Genomic DNA, 17,797 nt, shown 5'->3' on the forward strand with positions numbered 1-17,797 from the left:
CTTCGGCACTCACAAGACGAATGCCGAGTTTTTCTAACAATTTTGGGGTAATTCATTATACAGTGTTATGTTGATCATTCACATGTTGTTCATAGACATGAAAGTTTTTTGATAATTCTATTCTTAATGATTGACTATTTAAAATCAAACAGATATAATTGCGCATTGGTAAGGTGATTTACTTGACAGTAGAGATTGTTGAATTCGGAGATAAGTCAGCTGATGATTAAGTATGCATCTGTTTCTGAATTTTATCATAATTTCGTCAAATTCATTGCGTTCAAATAATTTATGTGGTATGCTTTATTCGCTGTAAAGCGGGGTGTGAACTTGAATAACTTTACAGAGTATAGTGAAGCATTTAGAGAGTATTTACAAATCGAAAAAAATGCCTCACCATTAACCGTTAAACATTATATGGAGGATTTGAAACGGTTTTTTGCCTTCTTGGATGAAGAAGCTGTCAGCCGCCTGGAAGACGTAGATCACCAGTTGATTCGCATATACCTTACAAGGTTGCATGATCAACATTTGGGGCGAAGATCTGTGTCCAGAAAAATATCCAGTCTGAAAAGCTTTTACCGTTACCTTGAACGTCATAACCATGTGAAGGATAATCCCTTCATTTATGTAAGTATGCCGAAAACTGATAAAGCTATACCGGGATTTTTATACATGGAAGAACTGGAAAAGCTGTTTGAAGTCAATGATTTAACAGATCCTCTGGGACAGCGTAATCAGGCTTTGATTGAAACGCTTTATGCTACGGGTATACGAGTGAGTGAGTGTCAGGGAATGGCGCTATCTGATATTGATTTTGCCATCGGGACTATGTTCATTAAAGGCAAAGGCAACAAAGAACGTTATATGCCTTTTGGTCGTTTTGCAGAAATTGCCTTGGAAACATACATCAATGATGGTAGAGAAACGTTGCTGAAAAAGGCAGGTTCTACTTCAGATGCTGTCTTTTTGAATGCCAGGGGTGGTTCGTTAACCGCCAGAGGAATCAATACGATTTTGGATAAAATGGTTGAAAAAGCTGCAATGACTGTTCATGTACACCCGCATAAATTACGGCATACATTCGCAACACATTTGTTGAACGAGGGGGCCGACATGCGAACGGTACAGGAGTTACTCGGCCATGAAAACTTATCGTCAACGCAAATATATACACACGTAACCAAGGACCGCTTGCGCCATGTGTATATGAACAGTCACCCAAGAGCAAAAGAATAATCTTCTCAGGAAGAGGTGATAATTGTGGCAGCTGAGATGCATGCGACTACTATTTTTGCTGTTCAGCATAAAGGTCAATGCGCAATGAGTGGCGACGGGCAAGTCACACTGGGTAATGCTGTTGTCATGAAGCATAAAGCACAGAAGGTCCGTACATTGTATAAGGGTCAGGTCCTTGCGGGATTTGCGGGATCTGTAGCTGATGCATTTACATTATTTGAAAAGTTTGAAGCGAAACTGGAAGCTTTTGACGGCAACCTTGCCAGATCTGCAGTGGAATTAGCAAAAGAATGGCGGAGTGATAAGGTCCTTCGCAGATTGGAAGCTATGCTTATCGTCATGAACAAAGAGAAAATGTTTCTGGTGTCGGGAACCGGTGAGGTCATTGAGCCTGATGATGGCATTCTTGCAATCGGTTCAGGTGGGAACTATGCATTGAGTGCCGGCAGGGCATTGGTCAGACACGGGGACGGACTATCCGCTGAGGAGATCGCCCAAAGAGCACTTGAGATTGCCGGTGAAATATGTATTTACACAAATGACCATATCACACTGGAGGTACTTGATTAATAAGGAGGCCTTGGTTGATGGGGATTGATTATACTCCAAAACAGATTGTAGAGCAGCTGGATCAGTATATAGTGGGTCAGTCGGAGGCAAAAAAATCAGTTGCCGTGGCATTGAGAAACCGGTACCGCCGGATGAAGCTTGACGAGAAAATCAAAGATGAGATTGTACCAAAAAATATTTTAATGATTGGCCCTACTGGTGTCGGTAAAACTGAGATCGCGCGACGGCTGGCCAATTTGGTCAGTGCACCTTTCGTAAAAGTTGAAGCGACCAAATTTACCGAAGTCGGTTACGTCGGCCGTGATGTCGAATCGATGGTGCGTGACCTGGTTGAAATGTCCTTGCGCATGGTTAAGGAAGAAAAGATGAGTGAAGTGGACGATCGTGCGAAACAAGAGGCTGATAAAAAACTTGTCGAGCTGCTTGTGCCACAGGCAAAAAAACAGAACAATGTGAAGAACCCATTTGAAATGCTGTTTTCATCGCAGGAAGACAATGATGATTCTGATTCTGATGAAGCACCTAAGGACGATGAAATCAAAAATAAGCGGAAGCGGGTTGAACATCAGCTGGCTTTGGGGGAGCTGGAAGATCAGATGGTAACTGTTGAGATTGAGGAAATGCCCCCCTCAATGTTTGATATGCTTCAGGGATCAGGAATGGAACAAATGGGAACGAACATGCAAGATGCTCTTGGCCAGTTCATGCCGAAAAAGAAAAAGAAACGTAAACTGCCTGTGTCAGAGGCGAGGAAAGTGTTGACAACCCAGGAAGCCCAAAAGCTTGTTGATATGGAAGAAGCAGCACAAGAAGCAATCAATCGCGCCGAGCAGACCGGAATGTTATTTATTGATGAAATTGATAAAGTTACCGGGGAACAGAGCGGCAATTCAGCAAATGTTTCGCGTGAAGGGGTGCAGCGTGACATACTGCCGATTGTTGAAGGATCAACAGTCGTTACGAAACATGGTCCTGTCAAAACAGACCATATGCTATTCATTGCAGCAGGCGCATTCCATACAGCAAAGCCATCTGATTTGATACCGGAGCTTCAAGGAAGATTCCCAATCAGGGTGGAACTGGAAAAATTGGTTGTAGAAGACTTTAAGCGGATATTAATGGAACCATCCAACGCTTTATTGAAACAATATTCAGCATTATTGAAAACGGAAGGTATAAACGTTGTGTTTACAGACCAAGCTGTAAATAGATTGGCAGAAATTGCCTATCACGTTAATCAGGAAACAGATAACATTGGCGCAAGAAGACTTCATACGATACTTGAAAAATTGCTTGAGGACCTGTCGTTTGAAGCCCCGGATGTGAACATGGAAACAATTGAAATCACGGATGAATATGTAGACAAAAAATTAAGTGATATCATCAAAAATAAAGACTTAAGTCAGTATATTCTTTAATTGGAGGAATTTTAAAATGGAACTATTAGAACGCGCAAGAAAAATTAATGCAATGCTGCAGAAAGCAACAGGTAAATCAGTGAATTTTAACGATATGTCTGCAACACTCAGAGATGTTATCAAAGGCAATGTATTCATTGTAAGTAGACGTGGAAAGCTGTTGGGATATGCGATTAATCAAGAGATTGAAAATGAACGGATGAAAACAATGCTCGAAGAAAGACAATTTCCTGAAGAGTACACACATGGATTATTTAATATCTATGAAACAACTGCGAACATGGACATTGACAGCCCGTTCACAGCATTTCCTGTAGAAAATCGCGAATTGTTCAAGAATGGTTTGACAACTGTTGTTCCGATTATCGGTGGCGGTGACCGGTTGGGTACACTTGTGTTAAGCAGGCTTTCAGACAGTTTCGGTGAAGATGATTTGCTGCTTGGAGAATATGGTGCGACTGTTGTTGGTATGGAAATACTGCATGAGAAAACAGAAGAGATCGAGGTTGAAGCCAGAAGCAAAGCGGTTGTACAGATGGCAATCAGCTCGCTTTCCTATAGTGAATTAGAAGCTATCGACCATATCTTTGAAGAACTGAACGGTCAGGAAGGCTTGCTTGTAGCGAGTAAAATAGCCGATAGAGTGGGAATCACCAGGTCAGTTATTGTCAATGCTTTAAGAAAGCTGGAAAGCGCCGGTGTAATTGAATCCCGCTCACTCGGTATGAAAGGGACATATATTAAAGTATTAAATGATAAATTCCTAGTTGAGTTGGAAAAATTGCGTTCCAGATAGGATGATCACTCACTTTTAAAACGGTTATCAGGGCGATAACCGTTTTTAATAACGTCAGAAAGTATAAATGATGGGTTATAAGAAAAGCTTCGGCATTCGCTATAAGGCGAGGCGAATGTCGAGTTTTTCTAAAGGTTTTTTATATCTATATCGTCCAGAAAGCATATTAATCCTTGATTGGTCATGATTGTTATGATATATTTACTCTTGGTGTAATACTGTGCTCACAATTGATTGTGAGCATAAATACACACGCTCAGTTATTTGCATACTGGGTGCCATTTGAGGGAATGGTCTTTATGTGAAGATGATCTGAAGCGGAGGAAAAAACCATTAGGAGGAATTTTATATGTCAGTAATTTCAATGAAACAATTGCTGGAAGCCGGTGTGCATTTCGGACACCAGACGCGCCGTTGGAATCCGAAGATGAAAAAATACATCTTTACTGAACGTAACGGCATTTATATCATTGACCTGCAAAAAACGGTCAAGAAAGTTGATGAAGCGTACAATTATGTAAAAGACATTGCTGCAAACGGTGGCTCGGTTCTTTTCGTAGGCACAAAAAAACAGGCACAGGACTCTGTCCGTGATGAAGCAACCCGTTCCGGAATGTTTTATGTAAACCAGCGCTGGTTGGGCGGAACGCTGACAAATTTCCAGACGATCCGCAAACGTATCAATCGCTTGAAAGATATCGAGCATATGGAGGAGGATGGCACTTTCGATGTGCTTCCTAAAAAAGAAGTTATCGGTCTGTTGAAAGAAAAAGACCGTCTCGTTAAATTTTTGGGCGGAATTAAAGAAATGAATAAATTGCCGGATGCTTTGTTTGTCATCGATCCCCGTAAAGAGCGCATTGCTATCGCTGAAGCGCATAAGCTGAATATCCCGATCATTGCAATGGTCGATACAAATTGCGATCCGGATGAAATTGATTATGTGATTCCTGCAAATGATGATGCTATTCGTGCTGTGAAGCTGCTGACTTCAAAAATGGCTGATGCTATTCTGGAAGTTAAACAAGGCGAAGAAACCGAAGAAGTGCAAACTGAAGAATCACAGTCGGAAGAAGAGGAAGCAGTTGCCGCGGAGGCTGAAACAAATAAAGAGTAGTAACGCTAAAAGGACAGGTGATAAGGGGATAGAGCCTTTTATCACCTTTTTTTCAGGCAATAAATATAGTGGAATAACCAAAGGAGGAGTCATTATGGCGATTACGGCAAAATTAGTTAAAGAACTTCGTGAGACGACCGGAGCCGGAATGATGGATTGTAAACAAGCTCTTCAGGAAACTGACGGTGATATGGATAAGGCAATTGAATTCCTGCGTGAAAAAGGGATGGCAAAAGCTGCGAAAAAAGCAGACCGTATTGCTGCTGAGGGCTTGACGCATATAGAAATCGACAAAAATAGAGCGGTGCTGCTGGAGGTTAATTGCGAAACTGACTTTGTCACTAAAAATGACCAGTTTAAAGAACTGCTGTCAGAACTCGGTAAGCACATTGTTAAGCAGACGCCTGAAACAGTGGAAGAGGCTCTTAGCCAAAAACTTCATGGTGATGGTGATACAGTCGAAAAATATATCAACGCAACTGTCGGTAAAATTGGTGAGAAAATTTCACTTCGCCGTTTCGCGTTGATGGATAAAACGGATCATGATGCATTTGGTGCGTATCTTCATATGGGTGGTTCAATTGGTGTCCTGACACTGCTTGAAGGTACGACGGATGAAGAGCTTGCAAAAGATATTGCGATGCATATTGCCGCAGTAAGCCCGCGTTATGTTTCCAGGGATGAAGTGCCAGAGCAGGAAGCCGACAGTGAACGTGAAGTACTGAAGACTCAGGCATTGAATGAAGGAAAGCCGGAGCATATCGTTGAGAAAATGGTCGAAGGTCGTCTTGGCAAGTTCTTTGAAGAAATTTGTCTGTTAGAGCAGGATTTTGTAAAAGATCCGGATCAGAAAGTGAAAACATATGTATCAGACAAAGGAGCAACCGTTAAGGCGTTCACCCGCTATGCAGTAGGAGAGGGTATGGAAAAACGCGAAGAAAATTTTGCTGAAGAAGTTATGAATCAAATGAAAAAATAGTGGATGAGGACGAAATGGGGAACGCAGTATGATGCTTCCCTATTTCACTAATACATCAGAAATACAGCGACAAAATCTTTATTGATACTTAAAACACTATATAATCCCGATGGAGGTAATCATGACAACAGCTCGATACCGTAGAATTGTGTTAAAATTAAGTGGTGAAGCATTAAGCGGTGAACAAGGCTATGGCATTGAACCACAAGTGATCCAATCGGTTGCATCTCAGATAAAAGAAGTTGCTGAATTGGGTGTGGAAGTGGCTGTAGTCGTTGGCGGCGGAAATATCTGGCGCGGCAAAGTCGGAAGTGAAATGGGCATGGATCGTGCTACGGCTGATTATATGGGTATGCTGGCAACTATTATGAACTCCCTGGCGCTTCAGGACAGTTTGGAGAATAATGGCATCCCAACCCGTGTTCAAACATCTATTGAAATGCGTCAGGTGGCAGAACCTTATATAAGAAGAAAAGCAATACGTCATCTTGAAAAGAAGCGGGTTGTCATTTTTGCTGCAGGAACAGGGAACCCTTATTTTTCAACGGATACAACAGCAGCATTACGGGCTGCTGAAATTGAGGCTGAGGTCATACTAATGGCTAAAAATAATGTCGATGGTGTGTATTCCGATGATCCAAAAGTTAATGACGATGCAAGAAAATACACGGAGATTTCATATATGGAAATGCTGAGCGAAGGCCTTGGGGTCATGGATTCTACCGCATCATCACTTTGTATGGATAATCATATTCAATTAATCGTCTTCTCCATCATGGAAGAAGGCAACATTAAACGTGTCGTTCAAGGCGAACCAATTGGTACAACAATAAAGGGGGACTAATCATGTCCGATCAAATCATCAAGGATACACGAAGTAAAATGGAACAGGCTGTGCAGGCTTTTTCTAAAAATTTGGCAACTATTCGCGCTGGCAGGGCAAATCCGTCGATTCTGGATGGTGTTATTGTCGATTATTATGGGGCCGCAACACCGCTGAACCAGCTGGCGACAATTTCGGCACCGGAGGCAAGACTTTTGGTTATCACACCGTTTGACAAATCATCAGTCAGTAATATTGAGAAAGCAATCCAGAAGGCTGATTTAGGCCTATCCCCGTCCAGCGACGGCAATGTGATCCGGATTAACATTCCGGCACTGACAGAAGAGCGCCGTAAAGAATTGGTGAAGGTTGTTGGAAAATACGCTGAGGAAGCACGTGTACAGGTGCGAAATGTCCGGCGTGAATCCAATGATCAATTGAAGAAAGCTGAGAAAAATGGTGACTTGACTGAAGATGACTTAAAAAAAGAACAAGAAAATGTGCAAAAAGAAACAGATAAACACATTAATAAAATTGATGAGAATGTAAAAAACAAAGAAAAGGAAATATTGGAAGTCTGAAGATGAAGGTTTAGTCAAATAAGCTGCTGCGGCCCTCTTGTCTAAGAGGGCTTTTGTTTCCACCGGCATAAAAATTCGTCCGGTTGTGAAGAACTTAAATCCGGGTTTTCATAAAATTTGCGGATTAAAGTGATATAATGGTAATTCAACATAATAGGATAATAATATTGCGGATTATTTACCGGATTCATCAACGATATCGGAGGACAAGTTATGCCAATGAAACTTCCCTTTTTCAAAAATAAAAAAACAAAGGTGAAAGAAGAAACAGAACTGGATAATATACCTGAACATGTAGCCATCATTATGGACGGAAATGGCCGCTGGGCAAAAAAACGGGGATTTCCCCGGATTGCCGGTCACAAAGAGGGCATGGAAGTTGTTAAAAAAATAGTTAATACGGCTGTGAATTGTCATGTTAAAGTTTTGACATTATATGCTTTTTCAACAGAAAATTGGAGTCGTCCGAAATCAGAAGTCGATTATCTTCTGGGTTTACCTAAGGAATTCTTACATATCTACTTGCCGGAAATGATTGAAAACAATGTTAAAATTGATACCATTGGCAATTTTGATGTGCTTCCGAATCATACAAAGAAAGCAATTCGTTATGCTAAAGAACAGACAAAAGATAATGATGGATTATTATTAAATTTTGCTTTAAACTATGGAAGTAGATTTGAAATTGTACAAGCGATCAGACAAATCATAACAGATATCGACAGCTCTAAGCTCACGCTGGATAAACTTGATGAGCATATATTTTCAGAATACCTCTATACGACCGGTTTATCAGATCCGGATTTATTAATTCGGACAAGCGGGGAACAGCGGTTAAGCAATTTTTTGCTGTGGCAGCTCGCTTATACTGAATTTTGGTTTACTGATGTATTATGGCCTGATTTTTCAGACGAGAAATTTAAAGAGGCACTGCATGATTATCAGCGGAGAAAACGGCGCTATGGAGGCATATAAGGTGTTGGATGAACTATGAAAGAACGAATTATAACAGCATTAGTGGCGTTTCTTATATTCATTCCTGCGGTTGTGATCGGCGGTACTATTTTTCAGTTATTTGTTTACTTACTGGCTTCGATAGCACTGTTTGAATTAATTCGTATGCGTCAAATAAGTCATTACTATACGCCGGCAATATTTGCCCTTTTGCCATTATGGCTGCTAATGGTCCCTGAATCTTCCAAATATGCCGGTTTTTTACTTGGAATCGAAAAAATAGAAGTGTTTATGATATTTGTTTTATTTTTGTTGTCATATACCGTGATGGCAAAGAATAAGTTTACATTTGATGATGCCGGTTTTATTCTGTTGGCAATCACTTATGTTGGAATGGGCTTCTTTTATCTAATGGAAACCAGGTCCTCATCTGACGGCTTAGCACGTATATTTTATGTGCTGGTTGTGATTTGGGCGACGGACACAGGTGCATATTTTTGCGGCAAAGCTTTTGGCAAGCATAAATTATGGCCGGAAATCAGCCCGAACAAAACAGTCGAAGGAGCTCTCGGCGGAATATTGTTGGCGGTTGTTATTGGGATGTTTTTTCATATCGCCTTTCCGTTTTCATATGATATGATAGTTGTAATATTAGTTACGGTTCTGGTGTCAGTGGCCGGTCAGGTTGGTGACCTGGTTGAATCGGCGTTCAAACGAAATTATGGTGTCAAAGACTCAGGAAAGTTGCTGCCGGGCCATGGCGGAATACTGGATCGGCTGGACAGTCTTTTATTCGCTTTACCGCTTTTGCATTTTATCAACTTCTTCACCTAACGTTATACTGATCTCAGGGAATAGGATGAACGCTCCGGAAACACTGGTTCGGATTATAAATAACCTTTATCAGATAAAGGATGGTGCTTCATTTGACCACAGTTATAGCATTTATATTCATGTTTGGACTGCTTGTGTTCATCCATGAATTCGGACATTTAATTTTTGCAAAAAGGGCAGGCATGCTTGCGCGCGAGTTTGCAATTGGCTTTGGTCCAAAGGTTTTTGCCTTTACAAAAAATGAGACAGTTTATACAATCCGTCTGCTGCCGATCGGTGGTTATGTACGGGTAGCCGGTGAGGATCCGGAAATCATTGAATTAAAGCCTGGCCAGCATATAGGCTTGGAATTTAATGATGAAGGTAACATCAAAAAAATCATTGTTAACCATAAATCGAAACATCCCAATGCGCGTATTATTGAAGTGGAACATTCAGATTTAGACCACGAGCTGCTCATCCAGGGTTATGATCCCGATGAAGAGGATGAAAAGTTAACCTTTCAGGTGGATCGCAAAGCATTTTTTGTGATGGATGAGGAAGAAACACAAATCGCTCCGTATGATCGGCAGTTTGCCTCCAAAAGTGTCGGCAAACGGGCAATGCAATTGTTTGCAGGTCCTATGATGAACTTCGTATTGGCGATTGTTATATTCATTATCGTTGGTTTTATTCAAGGTATACCGGTTGATGAAGCGAAAATATCCGGTGTACAGAATGACAGTCCTGCTGAAGAAGCAGGCTTTCAAAAAGGCGATGAAGTTGTGCAAATTAATGGAAATGCCATTTCTACTTGGGAAAAATTTGATGAGATTGTCAAGGATAATCCTGGTGAAGAACTGAGCATGACAGTGCAGCGTGAAGGCGGAACAGAAACATTAACATTAACGCCTGCAAAAATAGAAGGACAAGGCATTACAATCGGACAGGCAGGTGTTCGACATGCATATGAAAAGTCATTTGTCGGGACTTTTCAATACGGATTTGAACGGACATATGATACAACAAAGCTTATATTGACAAATCTCGTTAAGCTGATAACCGGCCAATATTCCATTGAAGTTTTGTCCGGTCCTGTGGGGATCTATGATGCAACAGACCAGGTTGTTCAGTCCGGTTTCATGACGTTTTTGATGTGGACCTCAATATTAAGCGTCAATTTAGGGATAATTAACTTAGTGCCGCTTCCGGCACTTGACGGCGGAAGACTTTTGTTTGTGGGGATTGAAGCAGTACGCGGCAAGCCGATAGACCCGCAAAAAGAAGGAATCGTTCATTTTATTGGGTTTGCCCTGCTGATGCTGCTGATGATTGTGGTCACATGGAATGATATTCAGCGATTGTTCCTATAGGCTGTGAAATTGAAACCAATCATATAAACCGGCTAAAGTGATGGTGAAACCCTTGTCTTATTTTGGCAGGGGTTTTCCATTATTATCCTGTTTTAATAGGCATTAAATACCCTTGTGTATATGCGACATGTAAAATAGGGAGAAACCCCCCGAGAATGCTCGGTTCATGCAACTGACATTCAGTGGGGAAACGACTTTCTCAGCAGGAATCAATATCAGGAGGAACTTATAATGGATATTTCAAAACAAGAAAAAATGAATTTGTTGCTGGAACAGTTGGGGATTTCCAATGAGCAGACAAGTCGTTATTTTATGGATAGTGAACTCGTCAAACTGGAAGTACATAAACAAACAAAAACGTGGCATTTTCATATACGTCTTAACCAACTGTTGCCAACAGAGTTATATGCCCTGCTGTCTTCCAAATTACAGGAAACGTTTCAACAATTTGCACAGATTGAATGGACATTATACACAGATGACAAGAGCTGTGCGGATGAAACGGTATTAGCTTATTGGCAGCATTTCCTCCAGTCAGTATCTAATCTATCACCAGCATATAAAGATCTTATATTTGATCAAGTGCCCGAGGTTAACAATAACAAGATTATGTTAACCGCGAGAAATGAGGCTGAAGGCAGTGCACTTAAAAAACGCCTCGAAAAGCCATTTCAGGATTTTTGCCGAAAAATCGGCGCACCGGCACTTACATTGGACGTAGAAGTTAAAAATGAAGCCGGTGCACTACAAAAGTTCAGAGAGCAAAAAGCTTTAGAGGACCAGGAGTTGGTTCTGAAAACCATGCAGCAAAAAGAAAAGCGTGATCAAGAGCGGCAAAAAACGGAAAACAGTAAGCCGTTTATGCTAGGTTATAAGATTCAGGATGAACCGATGCAAATGGAAGAAATTCAGGAAGAAGAACGGCGTGTCACAATTCAAGGCTATGTCTTTTCCTCGGAAGTTCGTCAGTTGCGCTCAGGGAGAAGTTTACTGATTGTAAAAGCGACTGATTACACCGACTCCTTGCAAATAAAAATGTTTTCCAAAGGCGATGACGATGCTCACGTTTTTGAACAGTTGAAGGAAGGAATGTGGATTAAGGCCAGAGGCAGTATTCAGACCGATATGTACACAAATGAATTGGCTATGATGGCAAGCGATATTCACGAAGTCAAAGTAGCGACACGCCAAGATAAGGCACTAGATGACGAAAAACGCGTTGAATTCCACGCCCACACAACAATGAGCCAGCTGGATGCTGTTGTATCACCGTCAGCTCTCATTACACAAGCGGCAAACTGGGGTCACAAAGCGATTGCGATCACTGATCATGGCGGTGTTCAAGGGTTTCCTGAAGCACATAACGCAGGGGAAAAACACGGCATAAAAGTTATATACGGTGTTGAAGCCAATCTGGTTGATGACGGGGTTCCGATTGCATATAATGAAAGCGATGTTGACTTGGCCGGGGGTACTTATGTCGTGTTTGACGTCGAAACAACGGGACTTTCTGCCGTTTATGACACTATTATTGAGCTTGCTGCTGTAAAAATCCATCAAGGGGAGATCGTTGATCGATTTGAGTCATTCGCTAATCCGCACCAGCCGCTGTCACAAACAACAACAGACTTGACCGGGATTACGGATGATATGGTTAAAGATGCACCCGAAATTGGTGACGTATTAAAAGATTTTCATGAGTGGACGGAAGATAGTATTCTGGTAGCCCATAATGCGAGTTTTGACATCGGCTTTTTAGATCAGGGATTTCAACGGATTGACTATGCTAAAACAACCCATCCTGTTATCGATACGCTGGAACTTTCCCGCTTTTTGTACCCTGAATTGAAAAATCACCGATTGAATACAATGTGTAAGCACTTGGATATCGAATTGACCCAGCATCATCGTGCAATCTATGATGCTGAGGCTACGGGATATTTACTATGGAAACTTGTACAAGGCTTGCTTGAAAGAGAAATTATCTATCACAACCAATTAAATAATCACATGGGTGAAGGGGATGCTTATAAGCGCTCAAGACCCTCGCATTGTACACTGATCGCACGTACACAGGAGGGTATGAAAAACCTTTATAAACTCGTCTCGTATGCACATGTTAATTACTTTTACCGGGTGCCGCGGATTCCCAGGTCACTTCTGCAAAGACACCGGAGTGGTCTTCTTGTCGGTTCTGCCTGCGATCAGGGCGAAGTTTTTGAAGCGATGATGCAAAAATCGGCCGACGAAGCAGAGAGAGCAGCCGAATTCTATGATTATATTGAAGTGCAGCCGCCTTCTAACTATGTTCACTTAATTGAGAAGGAACTTGTTCAAAATGAGTCACAGCTCCTGGATATTATTTCAAAACTGACCGAAATGGGTGAACGAATGAATAAACCTGTTCTGGCAACAGGCAATGTTCATCATCTTGAAGTACATGATAAAATTTACCGACAGATTTTAATCGCATCCCAGGCTGGTAACCCATTAAACAGGCAGACACTACCGGATACCTCATTCCGGACAACCGATGAAATGATTGATGGTTTTGGCTTTCTCGGTGAAGATAAAGCCAAGGAAATCGTGGTGGATAATACAAGAGCATTGGCAGATGACATCGAGGAGGTTTCACCGGTTCAGGACGGTCTGTTTACACCGACAATTGAAGGTGCCGAACAGGAAATGCGTGAACTTTGCTATAATCGTGCCAAAGAAATTTATGGGGATCCGATTCCGGAGATTGTAACGGACAGGCTTGAAAAGGAACTTTCCAGCATTATAGGCCACGGTTTCTCAGTTATTTATCTGATTTCGCATAAATTGGTAAAAAAATCATTGGATGATGGTTATCTGGTTGGATCGCGCGGATCAGTGGGGTCCTCTCTTGCGGCCACCATGTCGGAGATAACCGAAGTCAATCCATTACCTCCGCATTATGTTTGTACAGAATGTCACTACCATGAATTTATAACGGACGGGTCAATCGGAAGCGGTTTTGATTTAAAAGATAAAGCATGCCCGAATTGTGGCAGAGCGCTGACAAAAGACGGTCAAGATATCCCGTTTGAGACATTTCTTGGATTCAAGGGTGACAAAGTGCCGGATATTGATTTGAACTTCTCGGGCGAATATCAACCGAAGGCTCATAATTATACAAAGGATCTTTTCGGTGAAGAAAAAGTATTCCGTGCTGGAACAATCGGTACTATTGCAGAAAAAACGGCTTATGGTTATGTGAAAGGCTATGCATCTGACAAACAGCTAGTGTATAAAAATGCGGAGGTTGACCGGTTAGTGCAAGGCTGTACTGGCGTGAAAAGAACAACTGGTCAGCATCCGGGCGGAATAATTGTCGTACCTGAAGATAAGGAGATTTTTGATTTTACACCGATACAATATCCCGCTGATGACCGAAATAGCGAATGGCAGACTACCCATTTCGATTTCCATTCGATTGATGATAATCTGCTGAAGCTTGATATACTCGGTCACGATGATCCGACTGTTATCCGAATGCTGCAGGATTTAAGCGGGATCGATCCCAAGACAATTCCGACTGATGATGAAGAGGTTATGAAGATATTTTCCGGACCGGAATCATTGGGGGTTAACCCTGACCAAATCAATTGTAAAACGGGCACATTGGGAGTGCCGGAATTCGGCACAAGATTTGTAAGACAAATGCTTGAAGATACGAAACCGAACACTTTTGCCGAGCTCGTGATAATATCGGGCTTATCCCATGGTACTGACGTATGGCTTGGTAATGCAGAGGAGCTGATAAATGATGGTATATGTGATTTGCCGGATGTTATCGGCTGTCGTGATGATATCATGGTTTATCTGTTGCACAAAGGGCTGGAACCGTCACTTGCCTTTACAATAATGGAATATGTGCGTAAAGGTAGAGGATTGAAGGATGAATGGATCGATGAAATGAAAAAGCATGGGGTGCCTGATTGGTATATTGCATCATGCAAAAAGATTAAATATATGTTCCCGAAAGCCCATGCTGCTGCCTATGTTCTGATGGCTGTACGCATTGCTTATTTTAAAGTGCATTACCCTATTTATTTCTATGCAGCTTACTTTTCAGTGCGGGCAGGTGATTTCGAACTGGATACAATGGTAAAGGGATCCAATACTATCAGACAGCGTGTTGAATCCATTACGGCCAAAGGCATTGATGCGTCACCAAAAGAAAAAAGCCTTCTCACTGTACTGGAGGTAGCGCTGGAAATGTGTGAACGTGGCTATTCATTCCAGAAGGTTGATTTGTACCAATCTAAAGCGTCTGAATTTATCGTGGATGGCGATGCGTTAATTCCGCCATTTGATGCAGTGGATGGGCTTGGTACAAACGCAGCGATTAATATTGTTAAAGCACGGGAAGACGGAGAGTTCTTGTCAAAAGAGGATCTTCGTCAACGTAGTAAGATTTCCAAAACTGTGTTGGAATACCTTGATAATCACGGATGTTTAGAAGGAATGGCTGAAAAAAATCAGTTATCTTTGTTTTAGGTTTGTTTGGAAACTATTCGAGTAAGGTATGGTTGTTCATGAAATTATGAAAAGCCATGCCATTCATATCAGGTGAAGATGACAGTATGCACACCGCCAGCAGTCATCTTCTTGCAACATGATGTGCAATATGATATATTTCTATTGGTAAGCAAAGGTACGAATGATTAAAGGAGTGGGGATACCCGCTCCTTCTTCATACTTGAATCTTTTCACATGTCTCCCTTGCCACCTTATTCGGCAGGGGTTTTATATTAACGGAGAGTTATACGCAAATGAAATAATATGCGATCGTTCATACTAAGCCATAATGACAATTAAATAAGGAGGATGTGTGTTGAGTGAAATTGTGAAAACAACAGAGGAACTGGTTGAACCAATCTTACAAGCAAAAGGACTGGAATTAGTGGACGTTGAATATGTAAAGGAAGGAAAAAATTGGTTCCTTCGGGTTTACATCGACAAAGAAGGCGGTGTCGATATTGATGAATGCGGCATTGTATCAGAGCAATTAAGCGAGCAGCTCGATGAACAGGATCCAATTAAGGGAGCCTATTTTTTGGAAGTATCTTCACCCGGCGTCGAACGACCTTTGAAGTCCAAAGCTGATTTCGGGAAGAATGTAGGAAGCAATGTTTATATAAAGTTGTATGAGCCAATAAATGGAGTGAAAGAGTATGAAGGAATATTAACGGAGTTTACTGGCGAAACGGCAATTATTGCTTATAAAGTGAAAACCCGTGAAAAGCAGACAGAAATACCGTATAAAAAAATAGCTAAAGCCAGATTAGCTGTATCATTGTAAAGGGGGAACGAAAAAGTGAGCAATCAGTTGTTTGATGCGATTGATTATTTGGAAAAGGAAAAAGGAATTGACAAGGATGTCCTGATGGAGGCATTGGAAGCAGCCCTAATCTCTGCCTATAAGAAAAACTTCAAATCTGCAACGAATGTGCGAGTGGATATTGATGAAGAATCAGCTACAATGCATGTATTGTCCCGGAAAACGATTGTGGAAGAAGTTGAAAACAGTCTGGAAGAGATATCGCTCGGGGAAGCAAGAGAAATCGATCCCAACTATGAGCTGGAAGATGTTATTGAGGTCGAAGTAACTCCAAAAGATTTCGGTCGAATTGCTGCTCAAGCCGCGAAACAGGTAGTGACGCAGCGTTTGAGGGAAGCAGAACGGGGTGTTATTTTCAGTGAATACATTGATCGTGAAGAAGATATCATGACAGGTATCATTTCCCGTAGAGACTCGCGATTCGTTTACGTGAATCTTGGTAAAATTGAAGCAAAGCTCGCTGAATCAGAACAAATGCCGACAGAGAATTACTATGTTCACGATCGGTTGAAAGTGTTTGTCAATAAAGTGGAAAATACAGGCAAGGGGCCGCAGATTTATATTTCACGTTCACATCCCGGGCTGTTGAAACGCCTGTTTGAAATGGAAGTACCGGAAATTTATGATGGCACTGTTGAAATCAAATCCGTGGCGCGTGAAGCAGGAGACCGCTCCAAAATATCCGTTCATGCAGAAAATCCTGAAATTGATGCAGTCGGTTCTTGCGTTGGGCAAAAAGGGCAGCGGATTCAAGTGATCGTTGATGAGTTAAAAGGTGAAAAAATTGACGTTGTCGAATGGTCAGAGGATCCGATTGTCTATGTATCCAATGCATTAAGTCCGTCAAAAGTGGTTGATGTGTTGGTCGATGAAGAGGATAAAGCAACGACTGTCATCGTTCCGGACTATCAGCTGTCATTGGCAATCGGAAAGCGCGGACAAAACGCCCGACTGGCTGCTAAATTAACAGGATGGAAAATTGATATAAAAAGCGAGTCACAAGCCCGTGAAGAAGGACTTTTAATGGACGATGATGAAGAAGAGTCAGACGATGATTCTTATTTTGATGATAATGAGGACTTGTTTTAATATTACAGGTTATAAAGTATATCAAACCTTATAGAAAAACATCAGAATTGGCTTCCATATACGAATGGGTCCTGAGTTTTTTCAAGAATAGGGGGGAGTCCGATGGCCAGGAAGAAGCGTAAAGTGCCACAACGAAAATGTGTTGTAACAAATGAAATGAAACCAAAAAAAGAATTGATCCGCATCGTCCGTACTAAAGAGGGTGACGTTTTTGTTGATCCTACAGGCAAAAGGAACGGACGTGGCGCATATGTTTCAAACGATCCGGCGGTCATTGAAAAGGCGGAAAAAACCGGTATTTTAAGCCGGCAGCTGAATGCGGAGATCGAGCCGTCGATTTATGAAGAACTAAAACGCTTCGTTGAAGGTAATGCTGATGAAGGGTAATTATTTGAATCTGATAGGTTTGGCCTACCGAGCCAGAAAGTGTTCACTGGGGGAAGAAACAATAGTAAAAGATATTCAGCAGAAACGAGCGAAACTTGTTCTGCTGGCAAATGATATTGGACCCCGGACGCGAAAGAAAATTATAAACAAATGTAAAACCTATGAAGTACCTTTTGAAATAATCGACGATAGAAAGACCCTGTCGAATGCAATTGGAAAATCTCAAAGAGTAGCTGTAGCCATTTTGGATGAAGGATTTGCTGCCAAAATCACTACACTGCTAGGGTAAT

General features: G+C 41.6%; 16 protein-coding genes. All 16 read left to right on the forward strand.

All coding sequences use genetic code 11. From position 1 onward, the window contains the following. Window positions 1–330 precede the first annotated feature (330 nt). The 16 genes from xerC to IEW67_RS07275 all read left to right on the forward strand — a co-directional run bounded on the left by xerC (window position 331) and on the right by IEW67_RS07275 (window position 17,796). Window positions 331–1,239, forward strand: a complete 909-nt coding sequence (xerC, locus tag IEW67_RS07200; RefSeq protein ID WP_188632390.1) for a tyrosine recombinase XerC — start codon at window positions 331–333, stop codon at window positions 1,237–1,239. Window positions 1,240–1,275: 36 nt separating this feature from the next. Beyond that, on the forward strand, window positions 1,276–1,809 hold the full coding sequence (hslV, locus tag IEW67_RS07205; protein WP_188632416.1) for an ATP-dependent protease subunit HslV: 534 nt from the start codon (window positions 1,276–1,278) through the stop codon (window positions 1,807–1,809). Window positions 1,810–1,826: 17 nt separating this feature from the next. After that, the gene (hslU, locus tag IEW67_RS07210; protein ID WP_188632391.1) at window positions 1,827–3,227 is read left to right on the forward strand and encodes an ATP-dependent protease ATPase subunit HslU; all 1,401 of its coding nucleotides are present in this window, start codon (window positions 1,827–1,829) and stop codon (window positions 3,225–3,227) included. Between the two features lie 16 nt (window positions 3,228–3,243). Then, window positions 3,244–4,023 (forward strand): GTP-sensing pleiotropic transcriptional regulator CodY, encoded by a 780-nt coding sequence (gene codY / locus IEW67_RS07215; protein WP_188632392.1) that lies wholly within the window; start codon window positions 3,244–3,246, stop codon window positions 4,021–4,023. A 349-nt stretch (window positions 4,024–4,372) separates the two neighbouring features. Continuing rightward, entirely contained in the window at window positions 4,373–5,140 is a 768-nt protein-coding gene (gene rpsB / locus IEW67_RS07220) for a 30S ribosomal protein S2 (protein WP_188632393.1), read from the forward strand. Window positions 5,141–5,234: 94 nt separating this feature from the next. Beyond that, a complete protein-coding gene (gene tsf, locus IEW67_RS07225; RefSeq protein WP_188632394.1) occupies window positions 5,235–6,119 on the forward strand; it encodes a translation elongation factor Ts in 885 nt (294 codons plus the stop codon). 121 nt (window positions 6,120–6,240) lie between these two features. After that, a complete protein-coding gene (pyrH, locus tag IEW67_RS07230; RefSeq protein ID WP_188632395.1) occupies window positions 6,241–6,963 on the forward strand; it encodes a UMP kinase in 723 nt (240 codons plus the stop codon). 2 nt (window positions 6,964–6,965) lie between these two features. Continuing rightward, window positions 6,966–7,523, forward strand: a complete 558-nt coding sequence (gene frr / locus IEW67_RS07235; protein ID WP_188632396.1) for a ribosome recycling factor — start codon at window positions 6,966–6,968, stop codon at window positions 7,521–7,523. A 213-nt stretch (window positions 7,524–7,736) separates the two neighbouring features. Continuing rightward, entirely contained in the window at window positions 7,737–8,498 is a 762-nt protein-coding gene (gene uppS / locus IEW67_RS07240) for an undecaprenyl pyrophosphate synthase (protein WP_188632397.1), read from the forward strand. A gap of 15 nt (window positions 8,499–8,513) precedes the next feature. After that, a complete protein-coding gene (locus IEW67_RS07245) occupies window positions 8,514–9,311 on the forward strand; it encodes a phosphatidate cytidylyltransferase (protein WP_188632398.1) in 798 nt (265 codons plus the stop codon). A gap of 92 nt (window positions 9,312–9,403) precedes the next feature. Next, window positions 9,404–10,663, forward strand: coding sequence for an RIP metalloprotease RseP (gene rseP / locus IEW67_RS07250; RefSeq protein ID WP_188632399.1), 1,260 nt, complete (start codon window positions 9,404–9,406; stop codon window positions 10,661–10,663). A gap of 231 nt (window positions 10,664–10,894) precedes the next feature. Next, window positions 10,895–15,187 (forward strand): PolC-type DNA polymerase III, encoded by a 4,293-nt coding sequence (locus IEW67_RS07255; RefSeq protein ID WP_188632400.1) that lies wholly within the window; start codon window positions 10,895–10,897, stop codon window positions 15,185–15,187. 337 nt (window positions 15,188–15,524) lie between these two features. Further along, the gene (gene rimP / locus IEW67_RS07260; protein ID WP_373288500.1) at window positions 15,525–15,992 is read left to right on the forward strand and encodes a ribosome maturation factor RimP; all 468 of its coding nucleotides are present in this window, start codon (window positions 15,525–15,527) and stop codon (window positions 15,990–15,992) included. A gap of 15 nt (window positions 15,993–16,007) precedes the next feature. Next, the gene (nusA, locus tag IEW67_RS07265; protein ID WP_188632402.1) at window positions 16,008–17,120 is read left to right on the forward strand and encodes a transcription termination factor NusA; all 1,113 of its coding nucleotides are present in this window, start codon (window positions 16,008–16,010) and stop codon (window positions 17,118–17,120) included. A 102-nt stretch (window positions 17,121–17,222) separates the two neighbouring features. After that, window positions 17,223–17,507, forward strand: a complete 285-nt coding sequence (gene rnpM / locus IEW67_RS07270; protein WP_188632403.1) for an RNase P modulator RnpM — start codon at window positions 17,223–17,225, stop codon at window positions 17,505–17,507. Next, window positions 17,497–17,796 carry a L7Ae/L30e/S12e/Gadd45 family ribosomal protein gene (locus tag IEW67_RS07275; protein ID WP_188632404.1) on the forward strand — a complete coding sequence of 100 codons (300 nt, stop codon included), beginning with the start codon at window positions 17,497–17,499 and terminating at the stop codon, window positions 17,794–17,796. Before rnpM ends, IEW67_RS07275 begins: the two co-directional genes overlap by 11 nt. Window position 17,797: the final 1 nt, after the last annotated feature.

Origin of the sequence: Lentibacillus kapialis (assembly GCF_014646635.1) — a bacterium.
GTDB classification, from domain to species: Bacteria; Bacillota; Bacilli; order Bacillales; family Amphibacillaceae; genus Lentibacillus; species Lentibacillus kapialis.